At 68.5% G+C, this 20,124-nt stretch carries 24 protein-coding genes, 1 tRNA gene and 1 other RNA gene; 12 read left to right on the top strand and 14 right to left on the bottom strand.

The features are described 5' to 3' along the window. The first annotated feature begins 24 nt into the window (after positions 1-24). From rpoH to ACK3BB_RS09600, 5 genes are all read left to right on the top strand, one after another. On the top strand, positions 25-921 hold the full coding sequence (gene rpoH, locus ACK3BB_RS09620) for an RNA polymerase sigma factor RpoH (RefSeq protein ID WP_428928496.1): 897 nt from the start codon (positions 25-27) through the stop codon (positions 919-921). A 139-nt stretch (positions 922-1,060) separates the two neighbouring features. Next, positions 1,061-1,426, top strand: coding sequence for a hypothetical protein (locus ACK3BB_RS09615; protein ID WP_428928495.1), 366 nt, complete (start codon positions 1,061-1,063; stop codon positions 1,424-1,426). Positions 1,427-1,485: 59 nt separating this feature from the next. After that, on the top strand, positions 1,486-2,361 hold the full coding sequence (locus ACK3BB_RS09610) for a hypothetical protein (protein WP_428928494.1): 876 nt from the start codon (positions 1,486-1,488) through the stop codon (positions 2,359-2,361). A 98-nt stretch (positions 2,362-2,459) separates the two neighbouring features. Further along, a complete protein-coding gene (locus ACK3BB_RS09605) occupies positions 2,460-3,434 on the top strand; it encodes a Gfo/Idh/MocA family protein (RefSeq protein WP_428928493.1) in 975 nt (324 codons plus the stop codon). A gap of 112 nt (positions 3,435-3,546) precedes the next feature. Next, positions 3,547-3,816: a DksA/TraR family C4-type zinc finger protein gene (locus tag ACK3BB_RS09600; RefSeq protein WP_428928492.1), complete on the top strand. Its 270-nt coding sequence runs from the start codon at positions 3,547-3,549 to the stop codon at positions 3,814-3,816. Positions 3,817-3,842: 26 nt separating this feature from the next. Here the strand turns inward: ACK3BB_RS09600 and ACK3BB_RS09595 are convergent, their stop codons facing one another. After that, positions 3,843-4,874 carry an RluA family pseudouridine synthase gene (locus ACK3BB_RS09595; RefSeq protein WP_428928491.1) on the bottom strand — a complete coding sequence of 344 codons (1,032 nt, stop codon included), beginning with the start codon at positions 4,872-4,874 and terminating at the stop codon, positions 3,843-3,845. On the opposite strand from ACK3BB_RS09595, the gene ACK3BB_RS09590 reads away from it, so the two are divergent. Further along, positions 4,873-5,178 (top strand): DUF6476 family protein, encoded by a 306-nt coding sequence (locus ACK3BB_RS09590; protein WP_428928490.1) that lies wholly within the window; start codon positions 4,873-4,875, stop codon positions 5,176-5,178. The genes ACK3BB_RS09595 and ACK3BB_RS09590 overlap by 2 nt on opposite strands. Positions 5,179-5,519: 341 nt before the next feature. Here ACK3BB_RS09590 and ACK3BB_RS09585 read toward each other — a convergent pair. Both ACK3BB_RS09585 and ACK3BB_RS09580 read right to left on the bottom strand, forming a co-directional pair. After that, positions 5,520-5,596, bottom strand: a tRNA-His gene (locus ACK3BB_RS09585). Between the two features lie 52 nt (positions 5,597-5,648). After that, positions 5,649-6,152 (bottom strand): N-acetyltransferase family protein, encoded by a 504-nt coding sequence (locus ACK3BB_RS09580; protein WP_428928489.1) that lies wholly within the window; start codon positions 6,150-6,152, stop codon positions 5,649-5,651. 78 nt (positions 6,153-6,230) lie between these two features. Here ACK3BB_RS09580 and ACK3BB_RS09575 point away from each other — a divergent pair, with 78 nt between their 5' ends. Next, a complete protein-coding gene (locus tag ACK3BB_RS09575; protein WP_428928488.1) occupies positions 6,231-6,419 on the top strand; it encodes a DUF6324 family protein in 189 nt (62 codons plus the stop codon). 83 nt (positions 6,420-6,502) lie between these two features. Here the strand turns inward: ACK3BB_RS09575 and ACK3BB_RS09570 are convergent, their stop codons facing one another. Beyond that, a complete protein-coding gene (locus ACK3BB_RS09570) occupies positions 6,503-6,976 on the bottom strand; it encodes an MmcB family DNA repair protein (RefSeq protein WP_428928487.1) in 474 nt (157 codons plus the stop codon). A gap of 87 nt (positions 6,977-7,063) precedes the next feature. Here ACK3BB_RS09570 and ssrS point away from each other — a divergent pair. Then, positions 7,064-7,219: non-coding RNA, 6S RNA (gene ssrS, locus ACK3BB_RS09565), on the top strand. Positions 7,220-7,382: 163 nt separating this feature from the next. On the opposite strand, the gene ACK3BB_RS09560 is transcribed toward ssrS, so the two are convergent. The 7 genes from ACK3BB_RS09560 to ACK3BB_RS09530 form a co-directional block, all read right to left on the bottom strand. Further along, complete coding sequence (locus ACK3BB_RS09560) at positions 7,383-7,703, bottom strand: hypothetical protein (protein WP_428928486.1); 321 nt, start codon at positions 7,701-7,703, stop codon at positions 7,383-7,385. Positions 7,704-7,799: 96 nt separating this feature from the next. Then, complete coding sequence (locus ACK3BB_RS09555; protein WP_428928485.1) at positions 7,800-8,129, bottom strand: hypothetical protein; 330 nt, start codon at positions 8,127-8,129, stop codon at positions 7,800-7,802. A gap of 245 nt (positions 8,130-8,374) precedes the next feature. Next, on the bottom strand, positions 8,375-8,857 hold the full coding sequence (gene nusB, locus ACK3BB_RS09550) for a transcription antitermination factor NusB (RefSeq protein ID WP_428928484.1): 483 nt from the start codon (positions 8,855-8,857) through the stop codon (positions 8,375-8,377). 15 nt (positions 8,858-8,872) lie between these two features. Then, positions 8,873-9,403, bottom strand: coding sequence for a 6,7-dimethyl-8-ribityllumazine synthase (locus ACK3BB_RS09545; protein WP_428928483.1), 531 nt, complete (start codon positions 9,401-9,403; stop codon positions 8,873-8,875). A gap of 5 nt (positions 9,404-9,408) precedes the next feature. Further along, the gene (gene ribB / locus ACK3BB_RS09540) at positions 9,409-10,536 is read right to left on the bottom strand and encodes a 3,4-dihydroxy-2-butanone-4-phosphate synthase (RefSeq protein WP_428928482.1); all 1,128 of its coding nucleotides are present in this window, start codon (positions 10,534-10,536) and stop codon (positions 9,409-9,411) included. Between the two features lie 240 nt (positions 10,537-10,776). Continuing rightward, the gene (locus ACK3BB_RS09535) at positions 10,777-11,385 is read right to left on the bottom strand and encodes a hypothetical protein (RefSeq protein WP_428928481.1); all 609 of its coding nucleotides are present in this window, start codon (positions 11,383-11,385) and stop codon (positions 10,777-10,779) included. Then, positions 11,385-11,978, bottom strand: a complete 594-nt coding sequence (locus tag ACK3BB_RS09530) for a riboflavin synthase (protein ID WP_428928480.1) — start codon at positions 11,976-11,978, stop codon at positions 11,385-11,387. The genes ACK3BB_RS09535 and ACK3BB_RS09530 overlap by 1 nt, the downstream gene beginning before the upstream one ends. A 278-nt stretch (positions 11,979-12,256) precedes the next feature. On the opposite strand from ACK3BB_RS09530, the gene ACK3BB_RS09525 reads away from it, so the two are divergent. From ACK3BB_RS09525 to ACK3BB_RS09510, 4 genes are all read left to right on the top strand, one after another. Then, positions 12,257-13,564, top strand: a complete 1,308-nt coding sequence (locus tag ACK3BB_RS09525) for a capsule biosynthesis protein (protein ID WP_428928479.1) — start codon at positions 12,257-12,259, stop codon at positions 13,562-13,564. A gap of 158 nt (positions 13,565-13,722) precedes the next feature. Continuing rightward, entirely contained in the window at positions 13,723-14,817 is a 1,095-nt protein-coding gene (locus ACK3BB_RS09520; RefSeq protein WP_428928711.1) for a polysaccharide biosynthesis/export family protein, read from the top strand. Between the two features lie 4 nt (positions 14,818-14,821). Beyond that, complete coding sequence (locus ACK3BB_RS09515) at positions 14,822-16,825, top strand: capsular polysaccharide biosynthesis protein (protein WP_428928478.1); 2,004 nt, start codon at positions 14,822-14,824, stop codon at positions 16,823-16,825. 309 nt (positions 16,826-17,134) lie between these two features. Continuing rightward, a complete protein-coding gene (locus ACK3BB_RS09510) occupies positions 17,135-17,674 on the top strand; it encodes a cytochrome b (RefSeq protein WP_428928477.1) in 540 nt (179 codons plus the stop codon). A gap of 135 nt (positions 17,675-17,809) precedes the next feature. On the opposite strand, the gene ribD is transcribed toward ACK3BB_RS09510, so the two are convergent. The 3 genes from ribD to ACK3BB_RS09495 form a co-directional block, all read right to left on the bottom strand. Then, positions 17,810-18,910, bottom strand: coding sequence for a bifunctional diaminohydroxyphosphoribosylaminopyrimidine deaminase/5-amino-6-(5-phosphoribosylamino)uracil reductase RibD (gene ribD, locus ACK3BB_RS09505; protein WP_428928476.1), 1,101 nt, complete (start codon positions 18,908-18,910; stop codon positions 17,810-17,812). A gap of 156 nt (positions 18,911-19,066) precedes the next feature. Then, positions 19,067-19,534 carry a transcriptional regulator NrdR gene (nrdR, locus tag ACK3BB_RS09500; protein ID WP_428928475.1) on the bottom strand — a complete coding sequence of 156 codons (468 nt, stop codon included), beginning with the start codon at positions 19,532-19,534 and terminating at the stop codon, positions 19,067-19,069. A 166-nt stretch (positions 19,535-19,700) separates the two neighbouring features. Then, a complete protein-coding gene (locus ACK3BB_RS09495; RefSeq protein ID WP_428928474.1) occupies positions 19,701-20,123 on the bottom strand; it encodes a secondary thiamine-phosphate synthase enzyme YjbQ in 423 nt (140 codons plus the stop codon). Between the last annotated feature and the right edge of the window lies 1 nt (position 20,124).

Genomic DNA, 20,124 nt, shown 5'->3' with positions numbered 1-20,124 from the left:
TATAAACATTGGGAGGCCCGAGCCTTGGCCAATTATGGAAATTTGCCCGTGCCCTCGCCGGAAGGCGGGTTGAACCGTTACCTCCAGGAAATCCGCAAGTTCCCCCTGCTGGAACCCGAAGAAGAATACATGCTGGCCAAGCGCTGGGTCGAGGAACAGGATACCGAATCCGCCCATCGCCTGGTCACCTCCCACCTGCGGCTCGCCGCCAAGATCGCCATGGGCTACCGCGGCTACGGCCTGCCCCAGGCCGAGGTCATCTCGGAAGCCAATGTCGGCCTGATGCAGGCCGTCAAGCGGTTCGACCCCGAAAAGGGCTTTCGCCTGGCCACCTATGCCATGTGGTGGATCCGCGCCTCGATCCAGGAATACATCCTGCGCTCCTGGTCGCTGGTCAAACTCGGCACGACCTCGGCCCAGAAGAAGCTGTTCTTCAACCTGCGCAAGGCCAAGGCCAAGCTCGGCGCGCTCGAGGAAGGCGATCTGCGCCCCGAGAACGTCAAGCAGATCGCCACCGACCTGGGCGTGACCGAAGCTGACGTGATCTCGATGAACCGCCGGATGGCCGGCAGCGATGCCTCGCTGAACGCCACCGTCGGCGTCGAGGGCGAAAGCGCCATGCAATGGCAGGACTGGCTGGAAGACGAGGATGCCGACCAGGCCGGCGATTACGAGGCCCGGGACGAGCTGGAAGCGCGGCGCGAATTGCTGGCCGAGGCGCTGGACGTGCTGAACGACCGCGAAAAGGACATCCTGACCGAACGCCGGCTGTCCGACCAGCCCGTCACGCTCGAAGACCTGTCGGGCAAGTACGGTGTCAGCCGCGAGCGGATCCGCCAGATCGAGGTGCGTGCCTTCGAAAAGCTGCAGAAGAAGATGCGCGACCTGGCCAAGGAAAAGGGCATGCTGGCCACGGCCTGACCCCTGGCCGGTTCCGAGACCTGGTCATCGGCCTGTTGGGCGACCAGGTCCGGGCCTGCTGGTCCGACCGATCCGAAGCGAAATCCAGGACCTGATCATCGGACTGATCCGCGATCAGATTCATGGCCGGGGTATCCGAGTGATCCGCGACAAGATCCTGGGGCCGGTCATCGGAGTGATCCCCGACGAGATCCAGGGCCCGGTCATCGGCTTCATCCGCGACCAGATCCGGAGCTCGATCATCGGCCTCATCCTTGAGCAGATCCGAGGCCTGACCATCGGACTCATCCTTGAGAAGATCCGAGGCCCGACCATCGGAATGTTCCACAGCCCTAACCGAAGCCCAGTCTTCGGCCGGCCCGGCGCCGAGTTCCAGGGCCGGGTCATCGGACCAACCCAAGGCCATCCCACCGGTCCGATCCTCGGCACGGCCCTTGGCCTGATCCACGGTCCGGCCAATGCCCCTTGGGGCGCCGGCCCGGGCGGGCTAACTTCCACCCGATGACCCGCCCGATTGTCTTTCACGTCCCCCAAGACTGGCTCGGCACCTCCGGTGAGGGGCTGATGCCGTTCTACGCCCGCCTGCGCGACGGGCTGCAGGCCCGGGGCCGCACCGTCGAAATTCGCCCGCTTGGCATCAGCCAGGGCAAGGCCCGTGTGCTCGACCAGGCCGCCGGCGACACGGCCATCCACCTGGTCAACCACGGCCGGCTGCACCATCCCCGCGTCTGGAACGCCGGCATTGCCTATGTCTACCCGTTCTGGAACGTCGATCCCCGGGGCATCCGCGCCTTTTCCTCCATCGCCGACCTGCCCTTCGATCCCGACACGATCGACACCGAGGCCGCCCGGCCCTTCTTCCGCCGCCTGCGCAAGCGCCTGGTCGATGGCCGCAGCTCGCGCTATCCCCAGCCCGAGGCCCGCGCCACCCTGCCCGACGGCCCGGTGGCCGTGTTCCTGCAAAGCGAGGCCCATCGCGATGTCGACGAAACCTGCCACCTGACCCGCGAAGAAATGCTCGACACCGTGCTCGCCCAGGCGCCCGGCCCGGTTGTCGTCAAGCCCCACCCCCGCGACCAGGACCCCGCCACGCAAGCCTGGCTCGACGGGCTGGCCGCCCGGCATCCCCGGCTGATCCTGTCGCATGGCAATATCCACGACCTGCTGGCCGCCTGCAGCCGGGTGGTCACGATCAACTCGGCCGTGGGCATCGAAGCCTACCTGCATCGCAAGCCCGTCGTGCTCTGCGGCCAGGCCGATTTCCACCACATCGCCCGCACCGCCCGCGACCCCGACGACCTCGCCCGCGCCCTGGCCGAGCGGCCGCGCAAACGGGCCTATGACAAGTATGTCCACTGGTATTTCGCCCGGAACTGCCTGTCGACCACCGAACCCGACCTGGCCGACCGCTTCCTGCGCCGCGTCGACCCGGCGCCCTGACGCCCCCCGGCCCGCAACCCACGCAAAAGGCTGGCGTTAGCGCCCGAAGTCGCTACCTTGCCGCCATCCCCGCGGGGGCAACACACAGGAGGCAAGACATGAGCACACCGGTCAGATGGGGCATCCTCGGCGCCGCGAAATTCGCCCGCGAGCACATGGGCCCGGCGATCCATGCCGCCCGCCATGCCGAGCTGGCCGCCCTTGCCACCAGCTCGCCCGACAAGGCCGAGCCGTTCCGCGCCTTTGCCCCGGGCCTGCGCCTGCATGCCGATTACGACGCCCTGCTGGCCGATCCCGAGATCGACGCCGTTTACATTCCCCTGCCCAATCATCTGCATGTCGACTGGACGCTCAAGGCCATTGCCGCCGGCAAGGCCGTGCTGACCGAAAAGCCCATCGCCCTGCAGGCCGCCGAGATCGACCGCATCATCGCCGCCCGGGAAGCGGCCGGCGTGCTGGCCGCCGAGGCCTTCATGATCGTGCACCACCCGCAATGGCAGCTGGTCCGCGACTGGATCGCCGAGGGGCGAATCGGCGAGCTGGTGCATGTGCGCGGGGCGTTTTCCTTCGACAACAGCGCCGATGTGACCAACATCCGCAACAAGCCCGACACCGGCGGCGGCGCCCTGCGCGACATCGGGGTCTATGTGCTGGGCTCGGTGCGTTTTGCCACCGGCCAGGAACCCGAGGAGATCGGCGCGCGCATCCGCTGGGACAATGGCATCGACGGTTTCGCCGCGATCGACGCCCGGTTTCCGGGCTTTACCTATGCGTCTTATGTCTCGATGCGCATGGCGCCCTACCAGGAAATGTCGTTCCACGGCACCGCCGGCACGATCCGCCTGACCGCCCCGTTCAATGCCAATGTCTTTGGCGAGGCGCGGGTCGAGCTGCACGGGCCGGGGCTGCAGATCGAAAGCCGGCGCTTCCCGGCGGCCAGCCATTACGTGGCCCAGGTCGAGGCCTTTGGCGACAGCCTGCGCAACGGCACGCCCTACCCCTGCCCGCTGGAATTCACCCGGGGCACACAGGATGCGCTCGACCGCATCTATGCCGGCGCAACCAGCCTCTGAGGCCCCCTGCCCCCGGCCGGGCGTTGCCAAGGGCGCGGGCCGGGCGTAGCCTGTTCCGATCCGCGGGCCGCGCAGGGGCGCTGGAACGGGCGATGCAGGAAAGGGGTATCCGATGGCCGGAGGATGGTCCCGCGACGGGGCGGTGAACGAACAGATCGAGGCGTCGATCTCGGATGAGCTGGCGCGGATGAAGGCCGCGCGTCAGCCGGTCGGCGACAGCCTGACCCATTGCGCCGAATGCGAGGAAGAGATCCCCGAGGCCCGGCGCCTGGCCCGGCCGGGGGTCAAGCTGTGCCTCGATTGCCAGCAGGATCGCGACGCGGCCTATCGCGCCCGGGGCGGGATCAACCGCCGGGGCTCGAAGGACAGCCAGTTGAAATAGCGGTAGGATGGGTGCTTGCACCCATCCTACGGGGCGCCGCGCAACACCCCCAGCAGCGTGTCGAAATCCTCGGGCAGCGGGGCCTCGAACCGCAGCATCTCGCCGCTGACCGGGTGTTCGAAACCCAGGACGGCCGCATGCAGCGCCTGGCGCGCAAAGCCGCGCACCGCCCCCGCCGCCGCCTCGGGCAGCGCCTTGCCCGGCAGCCGGCGGGCCCCGCCATAGACCGGATCGCCGACCAGCCCGTGCCCGGCATGGGCCATGTGCACGCGGATCTGGTGGGTCCGCCCGGTCTCCAGCCGGCATTCCACGAGCGCCAGGCAGGGCGGCGTCCCGAAGGTGTCCATCACCCGTGCCCGGGTCACCGCATGGCGCCCGCCGTCAAAGCGCACGGCCTGTTTCTGGCGGTCGGTCCGGTGTCGGTCCAGCCCGGTGGTGATCTTCAGCACGTTGCCCGGCTCGAAACTGGCCCCGCGCACCCCGCGCAGCCGCGGGTCGGCCGCATCGGGCACCCCATAAACCAAGGCCATGTAGGCCCGTTCAGCAGTATGGGCCGCAAATTGCGCGGCCAGCCCGTGATGGGCCGCATCGCTCTTGGCCACGACCAGCAGGCCCGAGGTCTCCTTGTCAATCCGGTGCACGATGCCCGGCCGGCGCACGCCTCCCACACCCGACAGCCGGTCACCGCAATGGGCCAGCAGGGCATTGACCAGCGTGCCCGACGGCGTGCCCGGCGCCGGGTGCACGACCATGCCCGCGGGCTTGTCGACGACGATCAGGTCGTCATCCTCGTGGACGATGGCCAGGGGGATGTCCTCGGGGCCGATATGGCTGTCCTCGGCCTCTTCGACGGTGATCGTGATGTCGGCCCCGCCGGCAACCCGCGCCCGCGGATCGGTCACCACCTGGCCATCGACGGCCACGGCGCCATCGCCGATCAGCCGGGCCAGCCGCGTGCGCGACAGCGCCGCGCTCTCTGGCACATCGCGCGAAAGCGCCTTATCAAGGCGCGGCGGCGGGTTGTCCGCCAGGATGAAAGAGACGATACGCGCGCCCATGGAACCTCCTGCGTCCGAAGACGACTTCGTCGAACCGCCCAGCCTGCGCTTCCTGCGCCGGCTTGTGACCGTGCTGACAGCGGTGATGATCGGCGGGCTTGTAATCCTCGTGGGCGCGATTGTCATCCGCTCTCCTGATCCGGTCGTGCTGCCCCTGCCCGACACGATCACCCTGCCCGATGGCGCCCGGCCACAGGCCGTGACCTATGGCCGCGATGCGCTGATCGTACTGGGTGAGGACAACCGGCTGTTCATCTTCGATGCCACCGGCGAGACTCTGCGGCGCACCATCGACATCGAGTGATGGGCCACCACCCCGGCCTGCGCGGACATCCTTAGCCAGGCGCTGCGGTTTTGCGCGGGCGTGAGTTGGGGCCGGCAGCCTTGCAATTATTCTTGGACTCCAACGCCCTGCCCCCATGACGGGGGTGGGCTCGACGACATGTCATGCCCTGTTCCTGCCAACAACACCTGTTCGCCCCCGGCTTGATGCCCGGTGCAGGCCCAGCAATCCCGACTGGTAACGGCCTGATTCTCTGCACGGCCCGGGTTCGCGTGACAGGCCGCGCGCCGCCGCAATCTGCCGCGCTCACAGCCCATCGGCCCACATGTCCTGCGGCCTGTTCAACAGCAATCTTGAGAAGATGGTACCGCCTCCCCGGCTTGAACGGGGGACCTCTGGATCCACAATCCAGCGCTCTAACCAACTGAGCTAAGGCGGCACTGGCGGGTCGTGTACCCAAGGCCGGGATCCTTTGCAAGTCGATTCCCGGGTTAAAATGACATCCGCCAGGTCTGTTCGACCAGCGGCACGCCAAAGCTGGTCACCGGCCGGCTGTCGACCAGCTGCCAGCCTTCCGCGCGATAGAGCGCGCAGGCCGCCCGGTGGCTTTCATGGGTCCAGAGCTGCATGCCCGCATAGCCCGCCGACCGGGCGAATCCCATGCAGTGGCGCAGAAGGCGGCGGCCCAGCCCGTGGCCCCGGGCCTCGGGCACCAGCAGGAACAGGCGCAGCTTGGCCGTCCGATCGTCCAGCCGCACGCAAAAGATGCTGCCCAGCCTCTGCCCGCCCCGTTCGGCAATCCAGCCGGCCTCGCGGGTCGCATCGTGGCCGGCCATGAAATCGGCCAGGATCTCGGCGACCAGCCGGCCGAAGCTGTCGTCGAATCCCTCGTCGCGCGCATAAAGCGCCTGGTGACGCGCGACCAGCCAGGGCACGTCGCCCGGGCGGATGTCGCGGATCACGATCTCGGCCGTCCTGTCCGTCTCGCTGTCCATCCGGCCAGCCAAGCCCGGATCGGCTTGCGTTTCAAGCCGGAAGCCGCTAGCCAGTCCCGTCATCCGACGGAGGCCATCATGGGCATCAACACCGAACGCGACATCGAAGCCAACCTGCAGATCGGCCCGACCGACCAGGGCATGGTCCGGCTTTTCATCGAAGCCCCCGGCGTCGAGATCCCGATGGATTTCGAACCCGACGAGGCCCGCGAGATCGCCGAAGAGATCCTGGCCGCCGCGGCAGCCGCCGAGGGCGTTAAGCGCTGACCCCCGGCCCGGCCATGTGCCGGGCCAATGCCGGCACGGTTTGAAACGACAGGACCGCCCCGGAGCCGTCATCGGCTGGCCTGTCAGAACCCGGCCAGCCCCATGTCGGGATCGCGCAAGGCCTGCAGCCGCCGCGCGGCATGGGTGGCGAACTTCTGGATCATGACCTTGCGCCGCGCCGGGGCCAGCCTGGTTTCGGGACCCATGCGGATGATCTCGGCATCATATTGATCGGCGATGATCAGCCCGGTGCCCTCGGGCAGAAGCTCGGTCGGGAAATCCTGGTCGACCGCCCAGAAGAACCGGTCGCACCATTCCAGGTAGCCCTGCCACTTGCCGTCGCTCATGTAATCGGCGCGCGAGGATTTGCATTCGATCACCCAGATCTCGCCCTTCGCCCCCAGCGCCATCACGTCCACCCGCAGCCCGCGCGTGGGCACCAGCTCTTCGACCGTCACAAGCCCCAGGCTGGCCAGGTGGCGGCAGACCCCGCGGGCCAGCAGCTGGCCCGGCATCAGCGGGGTCGGGGCGGGATCGAAGGCGGCGGGCTGGTCCATGGGGCAATTATGAACGAAACGAGAACAAAATCAACCACCCCGGGGGGCTTGTTCCCGGGCCGTCGCGACACTAGGTTCATCCGGCGACGGGGTCTGCCCTTCTTGTGGACGGGTACATTCCGGTGGCCTTAAGCAATTCCGAGGGAGCTGGCTCTGTCTAGGCCCTGGTCTAGTTACCTGGTGCCCACCTGTATATACAGGTCCTCGGGAATGAGAGAACCGCACGGTTGTGGTGGTCCCCCGTCGCACTTTTCCGATCATTTTGGCCTGATGATGTTGGCCCGCTTGTGCCTGATCACGCTTTCCCGGTCGCACCCGCTTGACCGCGCTGGCCTGACGCAGGCGTGGCCGGCATCACGTGGTCGACGCCTTGGCCTGACCGAACCTGCCGGACGGTGCAGCAGCCTCAACCTGTGGCCAGAACCCGGCGCCGCGTCCAGAGCCACCAGGCGTGAAACAGGACAACGGCCACCGCCCACAGCCCCACGACAAGCGCCCAGGCCCAAGGCCCGGCCACGTCCATGTGGCGGAAGGTAAAGGTCGTGAAGAACCATCCGATCACCAGGCCCAGCACCTGAAGCTGGCCAAAGACCCGCGCCGCCCGGTCATCGCGGCCCAGCCGCAGATCGGCCAGAATCACCGCGCCGAACAGGGCCAGCACCCAGGGGCCCAGCGGGGCGACCACCAGGTTGCCCAGGTAGATCACGAAAAACAGGAGGGTCTTCATTGGGGTCCCATGCGCCGCATCCGGCCGACATACGCCCGAGGTCGGGCCATGTCGCGGGCCGGCGCTTGCCCCACCTCACGGCGGGGCGCGCCAGTGTCAGCGATCGCGGCGCTGCATCGCGCGGTTCAGCGGCGTGCGCGCCCGCTCGGCCCGGACGCGGACCGGCAGGTAATCGGGAATGCCCATGCCCCGGCCGTTGTCGTCGCGTTCGGCCATGGACATGACGTAGATGCCGAACTGCACCCCGGCAAAGACGATGCCGTTGAAGAACCACAGCATGAACAGCGCCAGCAGGCCGATGTCCGAGCCGAAGATCAGCCCGCGCAGGTTGGCGACGTTGAACCCCAGCAGCAGGGTCACGAAGACCGCGGCGATGCCGAAGCCGATGGCGCATTGACGAAGGTAGGTCTTGATCAGTTCAGGCATGATGCTTTCCCCTCTGATCCGGCAAGGGTAGCACGCCTGCGGCCATGGTCCAGCCCCGACCGCCCGGGCGCGGCCATATACCGCCGCCCGACGCTCCGCCCCTGCCTGCCGGGCAGGCGCCCGGCGGCGCGATGCGCTGAATTTTCGATGACATTTCGGCAGAAACGCGGGCCAAGCCGGGGCGCGTCGGGATTTTCCCCCGATACGGCCCCCGCGTGCCCCAACCGCCCCCCGGGCCGGCGGCTTCAGAACGCCTCGGGCCGGGCCTCGCGCGCCATGTGGTCCAGCACCGCGTTCACGAAACTGGCTTCCTTGCCCTCGGGAAAGAACGCCCGGGCAATGTCGACATATTCGCTGATCACCACCTTGGGCGGCGTGTCGGCCTGGCTCAGCTCGGCCCCGGCGGCCCGGAACAGCCCGCGCAGCGTCGGGTCGATCCGCCCGATCGGCCACTTGGCCACCAGCGCCCGGTCGGTCATCTGGTCGATGCTCGCCTGGAAATTGACCGCATCTTCGATCGTCCGGCGGAAGAGGTCTGCATCGCCTTCCATCAGCTCGTCCCCGTCATAGGTCGCGCCGAATCGGTAATCGAGGAATTCCTTGACCACCTGCCGGGTCGATTGCCCGGAATGCTCCATCTGGAACAGGGCTTGCACGGCATAAAGCCGGGCGGCGGATTTCATCTTGCGCTTCTGGTTGCCGGAAATGGCGGGGGTATCTGCACTCATCGGACGGATCGGATCTCAGCGGTCGGAAGAAAGGAAATCGCCCGCGGACATCTTGAAGCCGACACCCTTGGAGCGATCGCCCCACTTACGGCTCAACGCCAGAAGATGCAAGGCCGCAGCCGCCGCGCCGCCGCCCTTGTTCTGGTCGGCCGGATCGGCCCGCACCACGGCCTGGTCGCGGTTTTCGACGGTCAGGATGCCGTTGCCGATGCACAGGCCCTGCAGGCCCATCAGCTGGATCGCCCGGCTGCTGTCGTTGCAGACCGTGTCGTAATGGGTTGTCTCGCCGCGGATCACGCAGCCCAGGGCGACATAGGCGTCATAGTCGCACAGCCGCGCGGCCATGCCGATGGCCGTGGGGATTTCCAGCGCGCCGGGCACTTCGGCCAGCTCGGCCGTGCCGCCCGCGGCCTCGATCTCGGCCCGGGCGCCGGCGATGAGGTTGTCGGCGATGTCCTTGTAATAGGGCGCCACGACGATCAGCACCCGGGGCGCCTCGTCGAAGGACGGGCGCGGCAGGGTGTAATGGGTTTCCGATCCGGCCATGGCGGTCAGTCCTTTGCGATGGGGCGCGTGCCCGTGATTTCCAGCCCGTAGGCTTCGAGGCCGACGACATTGGGCGCCGGCGAATTGGTCAGCAGGACCATTTTCGACAGGCCCAGCGAGGTCAGGATCTGGGCGCCCAGCCCGTATTGGCGCAGCGTCTGGGGCGACACGTCGCTCTGGTCGGCCAGCTTCATGGTCAGGTCGCGCAGCAGGACGACAACGCCCCGGCCTTCCTCGGCAATCGTGGCCATGGCATCGGCGAACTCGCTGGCCCTCTCGGCCCCGCAGACCCCGACGATGTCGCGCATCGGGTCCAGCACATGCATCCGCACGGGCACCGGTTCCTCGGTGGTAATGTCGCCCATGACCAGCGCGATATGCTCGGCGCCCTTGGTCTGGTCGGTGAAGATGCGCAGGTCCCACTGGCCGCCATGGGCGCTTTCGATGGTCTTGCGCTCCGACAGGCGGACCAGGTTGTCGTTCTTGCGGCGATAGGCAATCAGGTCGGAAATCGTGCCGATCTTCAGCCCGTGTTTCTGGGCAAAGGCGATCAGGTCGGGCAGACGGGCCATGGTGCCGTCCTCGTTCATGATCTCGCAGATCACGCCCGAAGGGTTCAGCCCGGCCAGCCGCGAAATGTCGACCGCCGCCTCGGTATGGCCGGCCCGCACCAGCACGCCGCCATCGCGCGCGCGCAGCGGAAAGACATGGCCCGGCGTGGCGATATCGGCCGGGCCCTTGCCCGCGTCGATGGCCACGGCCACGGTCCGCGCCCGGTCATGGGCCGAAATGCCCGTCGACACGCCCTCGCGGGCCTCGATCGACACGGTAAAGGCCGTCTCGTGGCGCGAGGAATTGTTCGTCGACATCAGCCCCAGCCCCAGCGCGTCGATCCGCTCGCCGGGCAGCGACAGGCAGATCAGCCCGCGGCCATGGGTGGCCATGAAGTTGATGGCCTCGGGCGTGGCCATCTGGGCGGGAATGACCAGGTCGCCTTCGTTCTCGCGATCCTCGTGGTCCACCAGGATGAACATCCGCCCGTTGCGGGCATCTTCGATGATCTCCTCGATCGAGGAGATCGCGTCGCGCCAATCCTGTTCCACAGGACCCGGGGTCTCAAAGCTCATGGGCATGCCTTTCACCAATCGCCCCAGCAGATACCCTCTCGGGACGCGGATGACCAGTGGCCGGGACGCACCGTTCCTGTGCCCCTGCGCCCATCCCGGCCGTCCGCGACCTGTCAGGCCAAACATCCCGCCACACATGACAGGGGCGCGGCCGCCTCATCCGCGCCGCGCCCCTGCTTCTTTCTCTTCTCAAATATCCGGCCGGCCATCGGCCATCCCCCGCCCCGTCCGGGCAGGGGCGCCGGATCACTGGTGGGTGAAATACTCGGCCGACGGCAGATAGCCACAGGCCTGGGCCGCCGTGCTCCACTCGGCCTCCAGCGGCGCATCCCCGATGATCAGCACCTGCCGCGCCGGCAGCGCCTGCGCGCGGATAAAGCCCCGGACCTGGTCGCGCATCTGCGCCCAGCTGTCGGTGAACCGCGGCGCCGCGCCGGCCGCGTCCAGCACCGGGTTGGCCTGCAACACCGCTCCGGGTTCCTTCGGCCGGTGCACCAGGGTCAGTTTCTTCGCCGCCCGGACCTGTTCCAGCGCGCGCGCCTCGGCATCGGGCATCTCGGCGCCCGGCCCGATCACCCGCAGCGCGTTCGACGAGAACAGCAGCGCCAGGATGTCATGGCCCGTCGCCTGCCGGCATTTGGCATAGGTCGCGTAATCCATGCCCAGCTCGGCCGCCCGCCGCACCCGCATCTTGACCACGAAGAGCGGGATCGTCTTGGGCATCAGCTCCTGGCGGGCCTTCTTCCACTGGTAGGTCCGCCAGGTCACGCCCCGGTCCATCGCCGGCCCCTGGTTGTGGCCGATCCCGGCCAGCCCGCCGGTCTTGCCCACGGTCTTTTCCCTGTCCGTCGCCATCATTCAGCCCCCGCCTCGGCCAGCCGCGCCACGTAGCGCGCCAGCGTGTCGATCTCCAGGTTGATCGCGTCGCCCACGGCCACGTCGCCCCAGGTTGTCACCTGCTTGGTATGCGGGATGACATTGATGCCGAAAATCGCGCCCTGCACGTCGTTGACCGTCAGCGACGTGCCGTTCAGCGCCACCGACCCCTTGGGCGCGATGAACTTCGCCAGCGGCTCGGGCGCGCGGAAAGCGATCCGCGTGCTGTCCCCCTCGTCCTCGATCGACACCACCTCGGCCACGCCGTCCACATGGCCCGACACGATATGGCCGCCCAGTTCGTCGCCCACCTTCAGCGCGCGTTCCAGGTTGACCCGCCGGCCCACGGCCCAGGCGCCCAGGTTGGTCTTGCTCACCGTCTCGGCCGAGACCTGCACCTCGTACCAATCCGGGCCCAGGGCCACGACGGTCAGGCAGACCCCGTCCGAAGAGATCGACGCCCCGATGTCGATGCCGCCCGTGTCATAGGCCGTGGCAATCCGCGCGGTCAGGTCGCCGCCCTGCTCCAGGGCGGTCACGGTGCCGATGTCGGTGACGATGCCGGTGAACATGTGTCTTCCCCAATCTTCCTGCAGCCATGCTGCGATGTTCCGCCCGGGCCGGGGTCGCGCTCCGCGTCCGATGCGCCCTGGATACCCTGCCTGGATACCCCCTGCGCCCGATTCGGTCCGCGGCCCGCGCGCCGGCCCCACCCCGGGGCCGACCGGATGCCGGTTCCCCCAAGGGCTAGACCGCCCCGGCCCGCTCCACAAGGCCCGGCAGGACGATCGACACCTTTTGGCCTTACTTTGTCCACAGGTGCATTATACTGCTGCCGTGACGCCCCGTCATGCGCGAGACACCGATGTACAACCCGAACCCGACATCGCGGATCTTCCTGTTCCTGCAGGGCCCCCACGGGCCCTTCTTCCACCAGCTGGGCAAGATGCTGCGCGCCGCCGGCTGCGCCACCTGGCGGGTCGGGTTCAATGCCGGCGACCGGGCCTTCTGGTTCGACCGCGCCAGCTATATCCCCTATCGCGGCACGCCCGAGGATTGGGCCGCCAGCTTCACCGCCCTGCTCGACGCCCGCGGCATCACCGATATCGTGCTCTATGGCGACACCCGGCCGGTCCATGCCCAGGCCGTGCGCATCGCCCGCGCCCGCGGCCTGACGGTGCATGTCTTCGAAGAAGGCTACATGCGGCCCTATTGGGTGACCTATGAACGCGGCGGGTCGAACGGCAATTCCCGGCTGATCGACATGTCGGTCGCCGATATGCAGGCGGCCCTGGCCCGGTCCGACATGGAAGCTCCCCTGCCCCCGGCCCATTGGGGCGACATGCGCGAGCACATGTTCTACGGCGCGCTCTACCATTGGTTCGTCATGTTCCGGAACGGCGACTACCGCAATTTCCGCCCGCACCGCGCCCTGCCCGTCACCCGCGAATTCCAGCTCTACCTGCAACGCTTCCTGTTGATCCCCGCCCATGCCGCCGACCGCCGGGCGGCCACGTGGCGCATCCGCCGGGGCGGCTTTCCCTACCACCTGGCCCTGCTCCAGCTCGAACACGACAGCTCGTTCCAGGAACACTCGCCCTTCACCTCGATGTCGGAATTCCTTGAAGAGGTCATCGAAGGCTTTGCCGCCGGGGCACCGCGCCATCACCACCTGGTCGTCAAGGCCCATCCGCTGGAAGACGGCCGGGTGCCGATCCGCCGGCTGGTGCGGGAGCTGGCCGACCGCCACGGCATCGCCGGGCGGGTGCATTACGTGCGCGGTGGCAAGCTGGCCCAGCTGCTCAACGATGCCCGCACTGCCGTGACGGTCAATTCCACCGCCGGCCAGCAGGTGCTCTGGCGCGGCATTCCGCTCAGGGTCTTCGGCAAGGCCGTCTATGCCAAGCCCGAGTTCGTCTCGTCGCAGCCCCTGGCCGCCTTCTTCGGCTCGGCCTCGCGGCCCGACACCCGGGCCTACAAGGATTATCGCCGCTATCTGCTTGAAACCAGCCAGCTTCCCGGCGGCTATTACTCGGCCCGCGGGCGCCGCCAGCTGCTGCGCCAGGTCGTCGACATGATGCTCGGCCCCGAAGACCCCTATGACGCGCTGAAATCCGGCACAGCGGCGCCGCGGCAACAGTTGCGGCTGGTGACCTGACCGCCCCGGCGCGTGGCACTGGATATTTCAACGGGATTTCGATACCTTGCTGCAAAAAGCTCAGGCGCGACAACCAGCCTGGGACCGAGGCATAAGAACAAGGTCGAGGAGACCGAGCAGTGACCACCCCCACCGTCCGACGGGCGCTGACGGCTGCCATGCTGGCAGCAGGCGCCCTCTTGTCGTCCTGCGGATTGCCTCAGGTCGGCCCGAACAAGTCGCAGATCTTCAAGGGTTCGGTGCAGCGCGAGGGCGATGCCTTTATCGTCGACGTGAACGAACGCGTCACCCGGGCCACCGCCGTGGCCCCGGCCCTGGGCTTTACCGAATCGTTCCAGAACGCCGGCATCCTTGGGTCGGACACGATCCAGCCGGGCGATACGCTGGGCCTGACGATCTGGGAAAACGTCGATGACGGGCTGCTGGCCAGCGACGGTCTGAACTCGACGATCCTCGACGAGGTCCAGGTCGACGGCCAGGGTTTCATCTTTGTGCCCTATGCCGGCCGGCTCAAGGCCTCGGGCAATTCGCCCGAACGGCTGCGCCAGATGATCACCGAAAAGCTGCAGGACCAGACGCCCGATCCCCAGGTCCAGGTCCGCCGCCTGGCCGGTGACGGCTCGACCGTGTCGCTGGTCGGCTCGGTTGGCGGCCAGGGCATCTATCCGATCGAACGGCCCACGCGCACGCTGGCCACCATGCTGGCCCAGGCCGGCGGGGTGACCATCGAACCCGAGATCGCCCAGATCACCGTCAAGCGCGGCGGCCAGACCGGCCAGATCTGGTTCCAGGACCTCTACGATTATCCCGAACTCGACATCGCCCTGCGTGGCGGCGACCAGATCCTGGTCGAACCCGATACCCGGGCCTTTTCGGTCCTGGGCGCCACCCGGTCGCAGGCCCGTGTCCAGTTCGAGACCAAGGATCTTTCGGCACTCGAAGCCATCGCCCAGGTCGGCGGGCTGGTGTCGACCTCGTCCGACCCGACCGGCGTGTTCATCTTCCGCAACGAACCGCCCGAAATCGCCAATATCGTGCTGGGCCGCAACGACCTGGTCGGTGCGCAGCGCATGATCTACGTGCTCAACCTGACCGAACCCAACGGCATGTTCGAAGCCCGCGATTTCGTCATCCGCGACGATGACACGCTTTATGTCACCGAAGCGCCCTATGCCCAGTGGACCAAGACGATCAGCCTGATCTCGGGCTCGCTGACCCCCATCGCCAACGTCCAGACCATCGCGGGCGGCTAAGCCGATGGGCGACGGCCCGCCGTCACGCCTTTATGCCTATAACGGCGGGTTCTTCACCAATCGCAGGATCCGCCGCATCCTGGCCCTCTCGGGCCATGCCCTGCCCCCGGGCCTGCCCGGCCCGGGCGACGGCGTGGTCACATGGGGCGCCTCGCCTACGGCTCATCGCGGCCGCGCCATCGCCGCCCGGCGCGGCGTGCCCGTCACCACCGTCGAAGACGCCTTCCTGCGCTCGCTGCACCCCGGCCGCACCGGCGAGCCGCCGCTCGGCCTGCTCATCGACCATTCCGGCCTGCATTTCGACCCGTCGCGCCCGTCCGACCTGGAAACCCTGCTGGCCAGCCATCCGCTGGACGACACCGCCCTGCTCGACCGCGCCCGCGATGCCATCGCGCGCATCCGGGCCGGCCACCTGTCGAAATATGCCGCCACCGATCCCGCCGGAGATGTCCCGCCCCCGGGCTATGTGCTGGTCATCGACCAGACCCGGGGCGATGCATCGGTCTCCGCCTCGCGGGGCGACCGCGCCCGCTTCCTGGAAATGCTCTTTGTCGCCCGCGAGGAACACCCCCACGCGCCGATCCTCATCAAGACCCATCCCGAAACCGCCCGCGGCCTGCGCCCGGGCCATTACGGTCCCGAGGATGCCGGCGGGCCCGTCTCGCTGCACACCGCGAACACCAGCCCCTGGCCCCTGCTCGACGGGGCCATTGCCGTCTATACCCTGTCGTCGCAGATGGGGTTCGAGGCCATTCTCGCCGGCCACCGCCCGCGCGTCTTTGGCCAGCCTTTCTATGCCGGCTGGGACCTGACCGCCGAGGAAGACCCCCTGCCCCGCCGCCGCCGCCGGCTCACCCGGGCCCAGCTCTTTGCCGCGGCGATGATCCTCTATCCCCGCTGGTACGACCCCCACCGCGACGCCCTGTGCGAGATCGAGGACCTGCTTGCCATCCTCGAATCGCGCAGCGCCGCCTGGCGGGCCGACCGGCACGGCTGGGTCGCCTCGGGCATGCGCCTGTGGAAACGCGCGCCCCTGCAAAAGGTCTTTGGCCGGCCCCGGCGCATCATCTTCGAAGACGATCCCGACCGCGCCCGCAGCATCGCCGAACGGACCGGCCGCGCGCGCATGGTCTGGGCCGGCAAGGCGGATGCGGCGACCAGCGGTGCCACCCATGTCGAAGACGGCTTCCTGCGCTCGCGCGGGCTGGGCGCCGCCCTTGTGCCGCCCCTGTCGCTGGTCACCGACGACCAGGGCATCTACTACGACCCAACCCGCCCGTCGCGGCTCGAAGACCACATCCTGGCCGCCGCCGGCCGGCTGCGCCGCGACCAGCGCCTGCGGGCCGAGCGCCTGATCCGCGCGCTGACCGAGGCCGGCCTGTCGAAATACAACCTGTCCGGCGACCTGCCGGACTTGCCAGACGGCCATCGCATCCTGGTGCCCGGCCAGGTCGAAGACGATGCCTCGATCCGCCTGGGCACGGACGGGGTGTCGACCAACCTGGCGCTGCTCACCGCCGCCCGGGCCGCCCATCCCGATGCCGTCCTGGTCTACAAGCCCCATCCCGATGTCGAAGCCGGCCTGCGCCCCGGCGCCATCGACGCCACGGGCATCGCCGATGTCATCGCCACCCGGGCCGATCCCGTTGCGCTGCTCGGTCATGTCCAGGCCGTCTGGACCATGACATCGCTGCTGGGCTTCGAGGCCTTGCTGCGCGGGGTGCCCGTCACCACCCTGGGCGCGCCGTTCTATGCCGGCTGGGGGCTGACGACCGACATGGGCCGCATTCCCGCCCGGCGCGGCGCCCGGCCCGACCTGGTCGAGCTGGCCCATGCGGTGCTGATCGACTACCCGCGCTATTTCGACCCCGTGACCGGCACCGCCTGCCCGGTCGAAGTCATCGTCGACCGCCTGGCCCACGGGCCCTTGCCCGGCCCCGGCCTGGCCAACCGGGGGCTGTCCAAGCTGCAGGGTGTCTTTGCGACATGGGCGCATGTGTGGCGGTGACGGCCCTGCCCGTGGGGGGCGTCCGGCCTGGACTGTCCGCCCACGGATTTACAGCCCATAAAACACCAGCCCGCCGCGCGGACCGTTCCATCCCGGCGCTGACAATGGCCCGGTCGCGGCCTGTCACGCCCGCCGCCGTTTCAAGCCCCCGCGCCTTGCGTGACACGCAAGCCCGTCTCCCGGAACCGGGGCTGCATGGGGGCATTCCTTTAAGGCCATAGTCACACAAGGCCGACCGACGGAATCCGGCCGCCGCGACGTTCCTTCATCGGTGCCCGCCACCGACCGCCAGATCAGAAAGGTAGCACATTGCCCCCCCTGACCGACACGCCCCTGCGCTACGGCGCCATTTCGCGCGCCCTGCATTGGGGCATGGCCCTGCTGTTTCTCGCCCAGTTCCTGTCAGCCGCCGCCCATTGGGCCCTGCCCCGCGAGAACCCCGTGCGCGAGTTGCTCTGGAGCTATCATTCCGACCTCGGCCTGACGCTCTTTGCGCTGGTCCTGCTGCGCGGGATCTGGGGCCTGTTGAACATGGGTCGCCGTCCGGTCGAAACCGGCCCGCTGGCCGGCGCCGCCCGGATCGGCCACGCGGTGCTGTATGCCCTGATGATCATCGTGCCCGGCGTGCGCATCCTGTCGGCCATCGGCGGGACTCGGGGGCTGGACTATCTCGGCTTTGAACTGGTGCCCGCCCGCGCGGCGGAAATCGCCTGGACCCAGGTGCCCGTGGCCTGGCATGGCGAGATGGGCTGGGTGCTGGCGCTGGTCATCCTGGGCCATATCGCCATGGCCGTGGGCTATCACCGCCTGCTGCGCAACGATGGCACCCTGGCCCGCATGGCCGGCTGAACGGTCACGCTAGCAGCCCATCACGTGACTTTGTCCCGGCGCATCCGACGTGCCGGGCCCATCTGCGCCCGGTTCACATGCATCCCGGTCCAATCCGGTGGTGTCAGTGATGCGCCCCGCGCGGCACCGCCCCGCCTAGACCTCGGTCCGGCGCCAGCGGTGCATCAGGTCGGCGCCCACCTGACGGCTCTCGACCAGCTCGAAACGCTCGGCCTCGGACAGGCGCGACAGGCCCATCGCCCCGATCGCCGGCAGCCCTTCGGCCCCGATCGAGAACCCGGCCGAGAACCCGACCAGCTCGTCCACCGCATCGGCCGCCAGCAACGACGCCGCCAGGGCCGAGCCGCCCTCGCAGAAGATCCGCGTCAGCCCGGCCTGGCCCAGCTGGACGAGCATGTCGGCCGGGTCGATCTGGGCCTGGGCGATGCCACAGGCGACCAGCCGGGCGCCGATGCCCTTCCAGGCCGCCAGCCGCTCGGGATCGGCATCGCGGCCGTGACAGATCCACAGGGGCACGTCCTGGGCGCTGCGGGCGAGTTGCCCCAGCAACGGAAGGTCCAGCCGGCGCGACACCACCACCCGCGCGGGCTGGCGGGCCACGCCCAGACCGCGCACCGTCAGCGACGGGTCATCCTTGCGCGCCGTCCCCGCGCCGACCATCACCGCGTCATGCCGCGCCCGCATGCCATGCACCAGCCGCCGCGCCTCGGGCCCGGTGATCCACTGGCTCTGCCCCGTCGCCGTGGCAATCCGCCCGTCGAAGCTGGCCGCCAGTTTCAGCGTCACGAAGGGCCGGCCGCCATCGGCCACCCGCAGAAAGCCCGACAGGTCCAGCCCGGCCTCGGCCGCCAGCACCCCGGTTTCGACCCGGATGCCCGCCGCGCGCAGCATGTCAAAGCCGCGACCTGAGACCCGCGTGTCGGAATCCTCGACCGCCGCCACGACCCGGGCGACCCCGGCCTCGATCAGCGCCGCCGCGCAGGGCGGGGTCTGGCCGTGGTGGGAACAGGGTTCGAGCGTGACATAGGCCGTGGCCCCGCGGGCCAGCTCGCCGGCCCGGGCCAGCGCCAGGGCCTCGGCATGGGGGCGCCCGCCGGGCTGGGTCCAGCCGCGGCCAACCACCCGGCCATCGCGCACCAGCACACAGCCCACCGCCGGGTTGGGCCAGGCATTGCCCTGCCCCCGCCGGCCCAGCGACAGGGCCAGCGCCATCCAGCGTTCATCGGTCATCTTCATCTGCCGGCCTCTTCCTGCCCGTCGCGCCCACAGGCCTCCCGGGGCACCTTGCCGCCATCCTCGCCCGCGCCGGCCCGAAGCTCAAGGCCCGGGCGCGTGAACGCACGGCTCCGGTACACGCCCCCGCCCCGGCAGACGCCCGGGCGGGGCGGCGGGTCATTCCTCGGGCGGGACCTTGGGCCGCAGCTCGTGCACGAAATCCTCGAAATCGTCGGCCGCCTGGAAATTCTTGTAGACCGAGGCAAAGCGTACGTAGGCCACGGTGTCGATCCGCGCCAGCGCCTCCATCACGATCTCGCCGATGGTCTTGGACGGGATATCCGTCTCGCCCATGCTTTCCAGCCGGCGCACGATGCCCGAGATCATCTGGTCGATGCGCTCGGGCTCTATCGGCCGCTTCTGCATCGAGATGCGGATCGAGCGTTCCAGCTTGGGCCGGTCGAAATCCTCACGCTTTCCGGAGGACTTGATCACCACCAGGTCGCGCAGCTGCACCCGTTCATAGGTCGTGAACCGCCCCCCGCAGGCCGGGCAGAACCGCCGCCGCCGGATGGCCACATGATCCTCGGCGGGCCGGGAATCCTTTACCTGCGTATCAATATTGCCGCAAAACGGACACCGCATCCACGCATCCCCTTCTCTTGTCGTCCCGCCAAACTGCCTGCCGCGTCGGGGTCACCCGTTGTAGGCGCCGCTGCACGTTTATCCACAAGTATAGGGGAGCCTCAAGAGATTGGGTAGTGGAATTGACATTCCCCCAGATGCGGATTTCGTGTTTTCGGAGAATCGCTCAGGACGGGGTGAAGGCCAGCACAACCTGGCGCCGGTGCGGCCGGTCGCGATGTTCGACCAGATAGATGCCCTGCCAGGTGCCCAGCATGGCCCGGCCGTCGATCACCGGGATCTGCAGGCTGACGGGCATGACCGCCGCCTTGATATGGGCGGGCATGTCGTCGGGACCCTCGGCCCGGTGGCGCAGGTAGCCCATCGCCGGGTCATCCGCCGGCGGCACCAGCCGCCGGAAAAAGGCGGCCAGGTCGGTGCGCACATCGGGGTCGGCATTTTCCTGGATCAGCAGCGAACAGGAGGTATGGCGCACGAAGACCGTCACCACGCCGTCGCCCGCGCCCTGCTCGGCCAGCCAGCCCTGGACGGCCCCGGTGAACTCGTGAAAGCCGGGGCCGGGCGTAGAGATCTCCAGGACCTGGGGCATG

It is taken from the genome of Marinibacterium sp. SX1 (assembly GCF_050389775.1).
Lineage (GTDB): Bacteria > Pseudomonadota > Alphaproteobacteria > Rhodobacterales > Rhodobacteraceae > Marinibacterium.
The sequence above is the reverse complement of the archived record's forward strand: the minus strand, read 5'-3'. Positions and strand labels throughout refer to the sequence as shown.

Coding starts and splice junctions, on each gene's coding strand:
- ACK3BB_RS09610 (WP_428928494.1), top strand. CDS start 1,486: ATGCCGTTCTACGCCCGCCTGCGCGACGGGCTGCAGGCCCGGGGCCGC.
- ACK3BB_RS09605 (WP_428928493.1), top strand. CDS start 2,460: ATGAGCACACCGGTCAGATGGGGCATCCTCGGCGCCGCGAAATTCGCC.
- ACK3BB_RS09600 (WP_428928492.1), top strand. CDS start 3,547: ATGGCCGGAGGATGGTCCCGCGACGGGGCGGTGAACGAACAGATCGAG.
- ACK3BB_RS09590 (WP_428928490.1), top strand. CDS start 4,873: ATGGAACCTCCTGCGTCCGAAGACGACTTCGTCGAACCGCCCAGCCTG.
- ACK3BB_RS09595 (WP_428928491.1), bottom strand. CDS start 4,874: ATGGGCGCGCGTATCGTCTCTTTCATCCTGGCGGACAACCCGCCGCCG.
- ACK3BB_RS09580 (WP_428928489.1), bottom strand. CDS start 6,152: ATGGACAGCGAGACGGACAGGACGGCCGAGATCGTGATCCGCGACATC.
- ACK3BB_RS09575 (WP_428928488.1), top strand. CDS start 6,231: ATGGGCATCAACACCGAACGCGACATCGAAGCCAACCTGCAGATCGGC.
- ACK3BB_RS09570 (WP_428928487.1), bottom strand. CDS start 6,976: ATGGACCAGCCCGCCGCCTTCGATCCCGCCCCGACCCCGCTGATGCCG.
- ACK3BB_RS09560 (WP_428928486.1), bottom strand. CDS start 7,703: ATGAAGACCCTCCTGTTTTTCGTGATCTACCTGGGCAACCTGGTGGTC.
- ACK3BB_RS09555 (WP_428928485.1), bottom strand. CDS start 8,129: ATGCCTGAACTGATCAAGACCTACCTTCGTCAATGCGCCATCGGCTTC.
- nusB (WP_428928484.1), bottom strand. CDS start 8,857: ATGAGTGCAGATACCCCCGCCATTTCCGGCAACCAGAAGCGCAAGATG.
- ACK3BB_RS09545 (WP_428928483.1), bottom strand. CDS start 9,403: ATGGCCGGATCGGAAACCCATTACACCCTGCCGCGCCCGTCCTTCGAC.
- ribB (WP_428928482.1), bottom strand. CDS start 10,536: ATGCCCATGAGCTTTGAGACCCCGGGTCCTGTGGAACAGGATTGGCGC.
- ACK3BB_RS09535 (WP_428928481.1), bottom strand. CDS start 11,385: ATGGCGACGGACAGGGAAAAGACCGTGGGCAAGACCGGCGGGCTGGCC.
- ACK3BB_RS09530 (WP_428928480.1), bottom strand. CDS start 11,978: ATGTTCACCGGCATCGTCACCGACATCGGCACCGTGACCGCCCTGGAG.
- ACK3BB_RS09525 (WP_428928479.1), top strand. CDS start 12,257: ATGCGCGAGACACCGATGTACAACCCGAACCCGACATCGCGGATCTTC.
- ACK3BB_RS09520 (WP_428928711.1), top strand. CDS start 13,723: ATGCTGGCAGCAGGCGCCCTCTTGTCGTCCTGCGGATTGCCTCAGGTC.
- ACK3BB_RS09515 (WP_428928478.1), top strand. CDS start 14,822: ATGGGCGACGGCCCGCCGTCACGCCTTTATGCCTATAACGGCGGGTTC.
- ribD (WP_428928476.1), bottom strand. CDS start 18,910: ATGAAGATGACCGATGAACGCTGGATGGCGCTGGCCCTGTCGCTGGGC.
- nrdR (WP_428928475.1), bottom strand. CDS start 19,534: ATGCGGTGTCCGTTTTGCGGCAATATTGATACGCAGGTAAAGGATTCC.
- ACK3BB_RS09495 (WP_428928474.1), bottom strand. CDS start 20,123: ATGCCCCAGGTCCTGGAGATCTCTACGCCCGGCCCCGGCTTTCACGAG.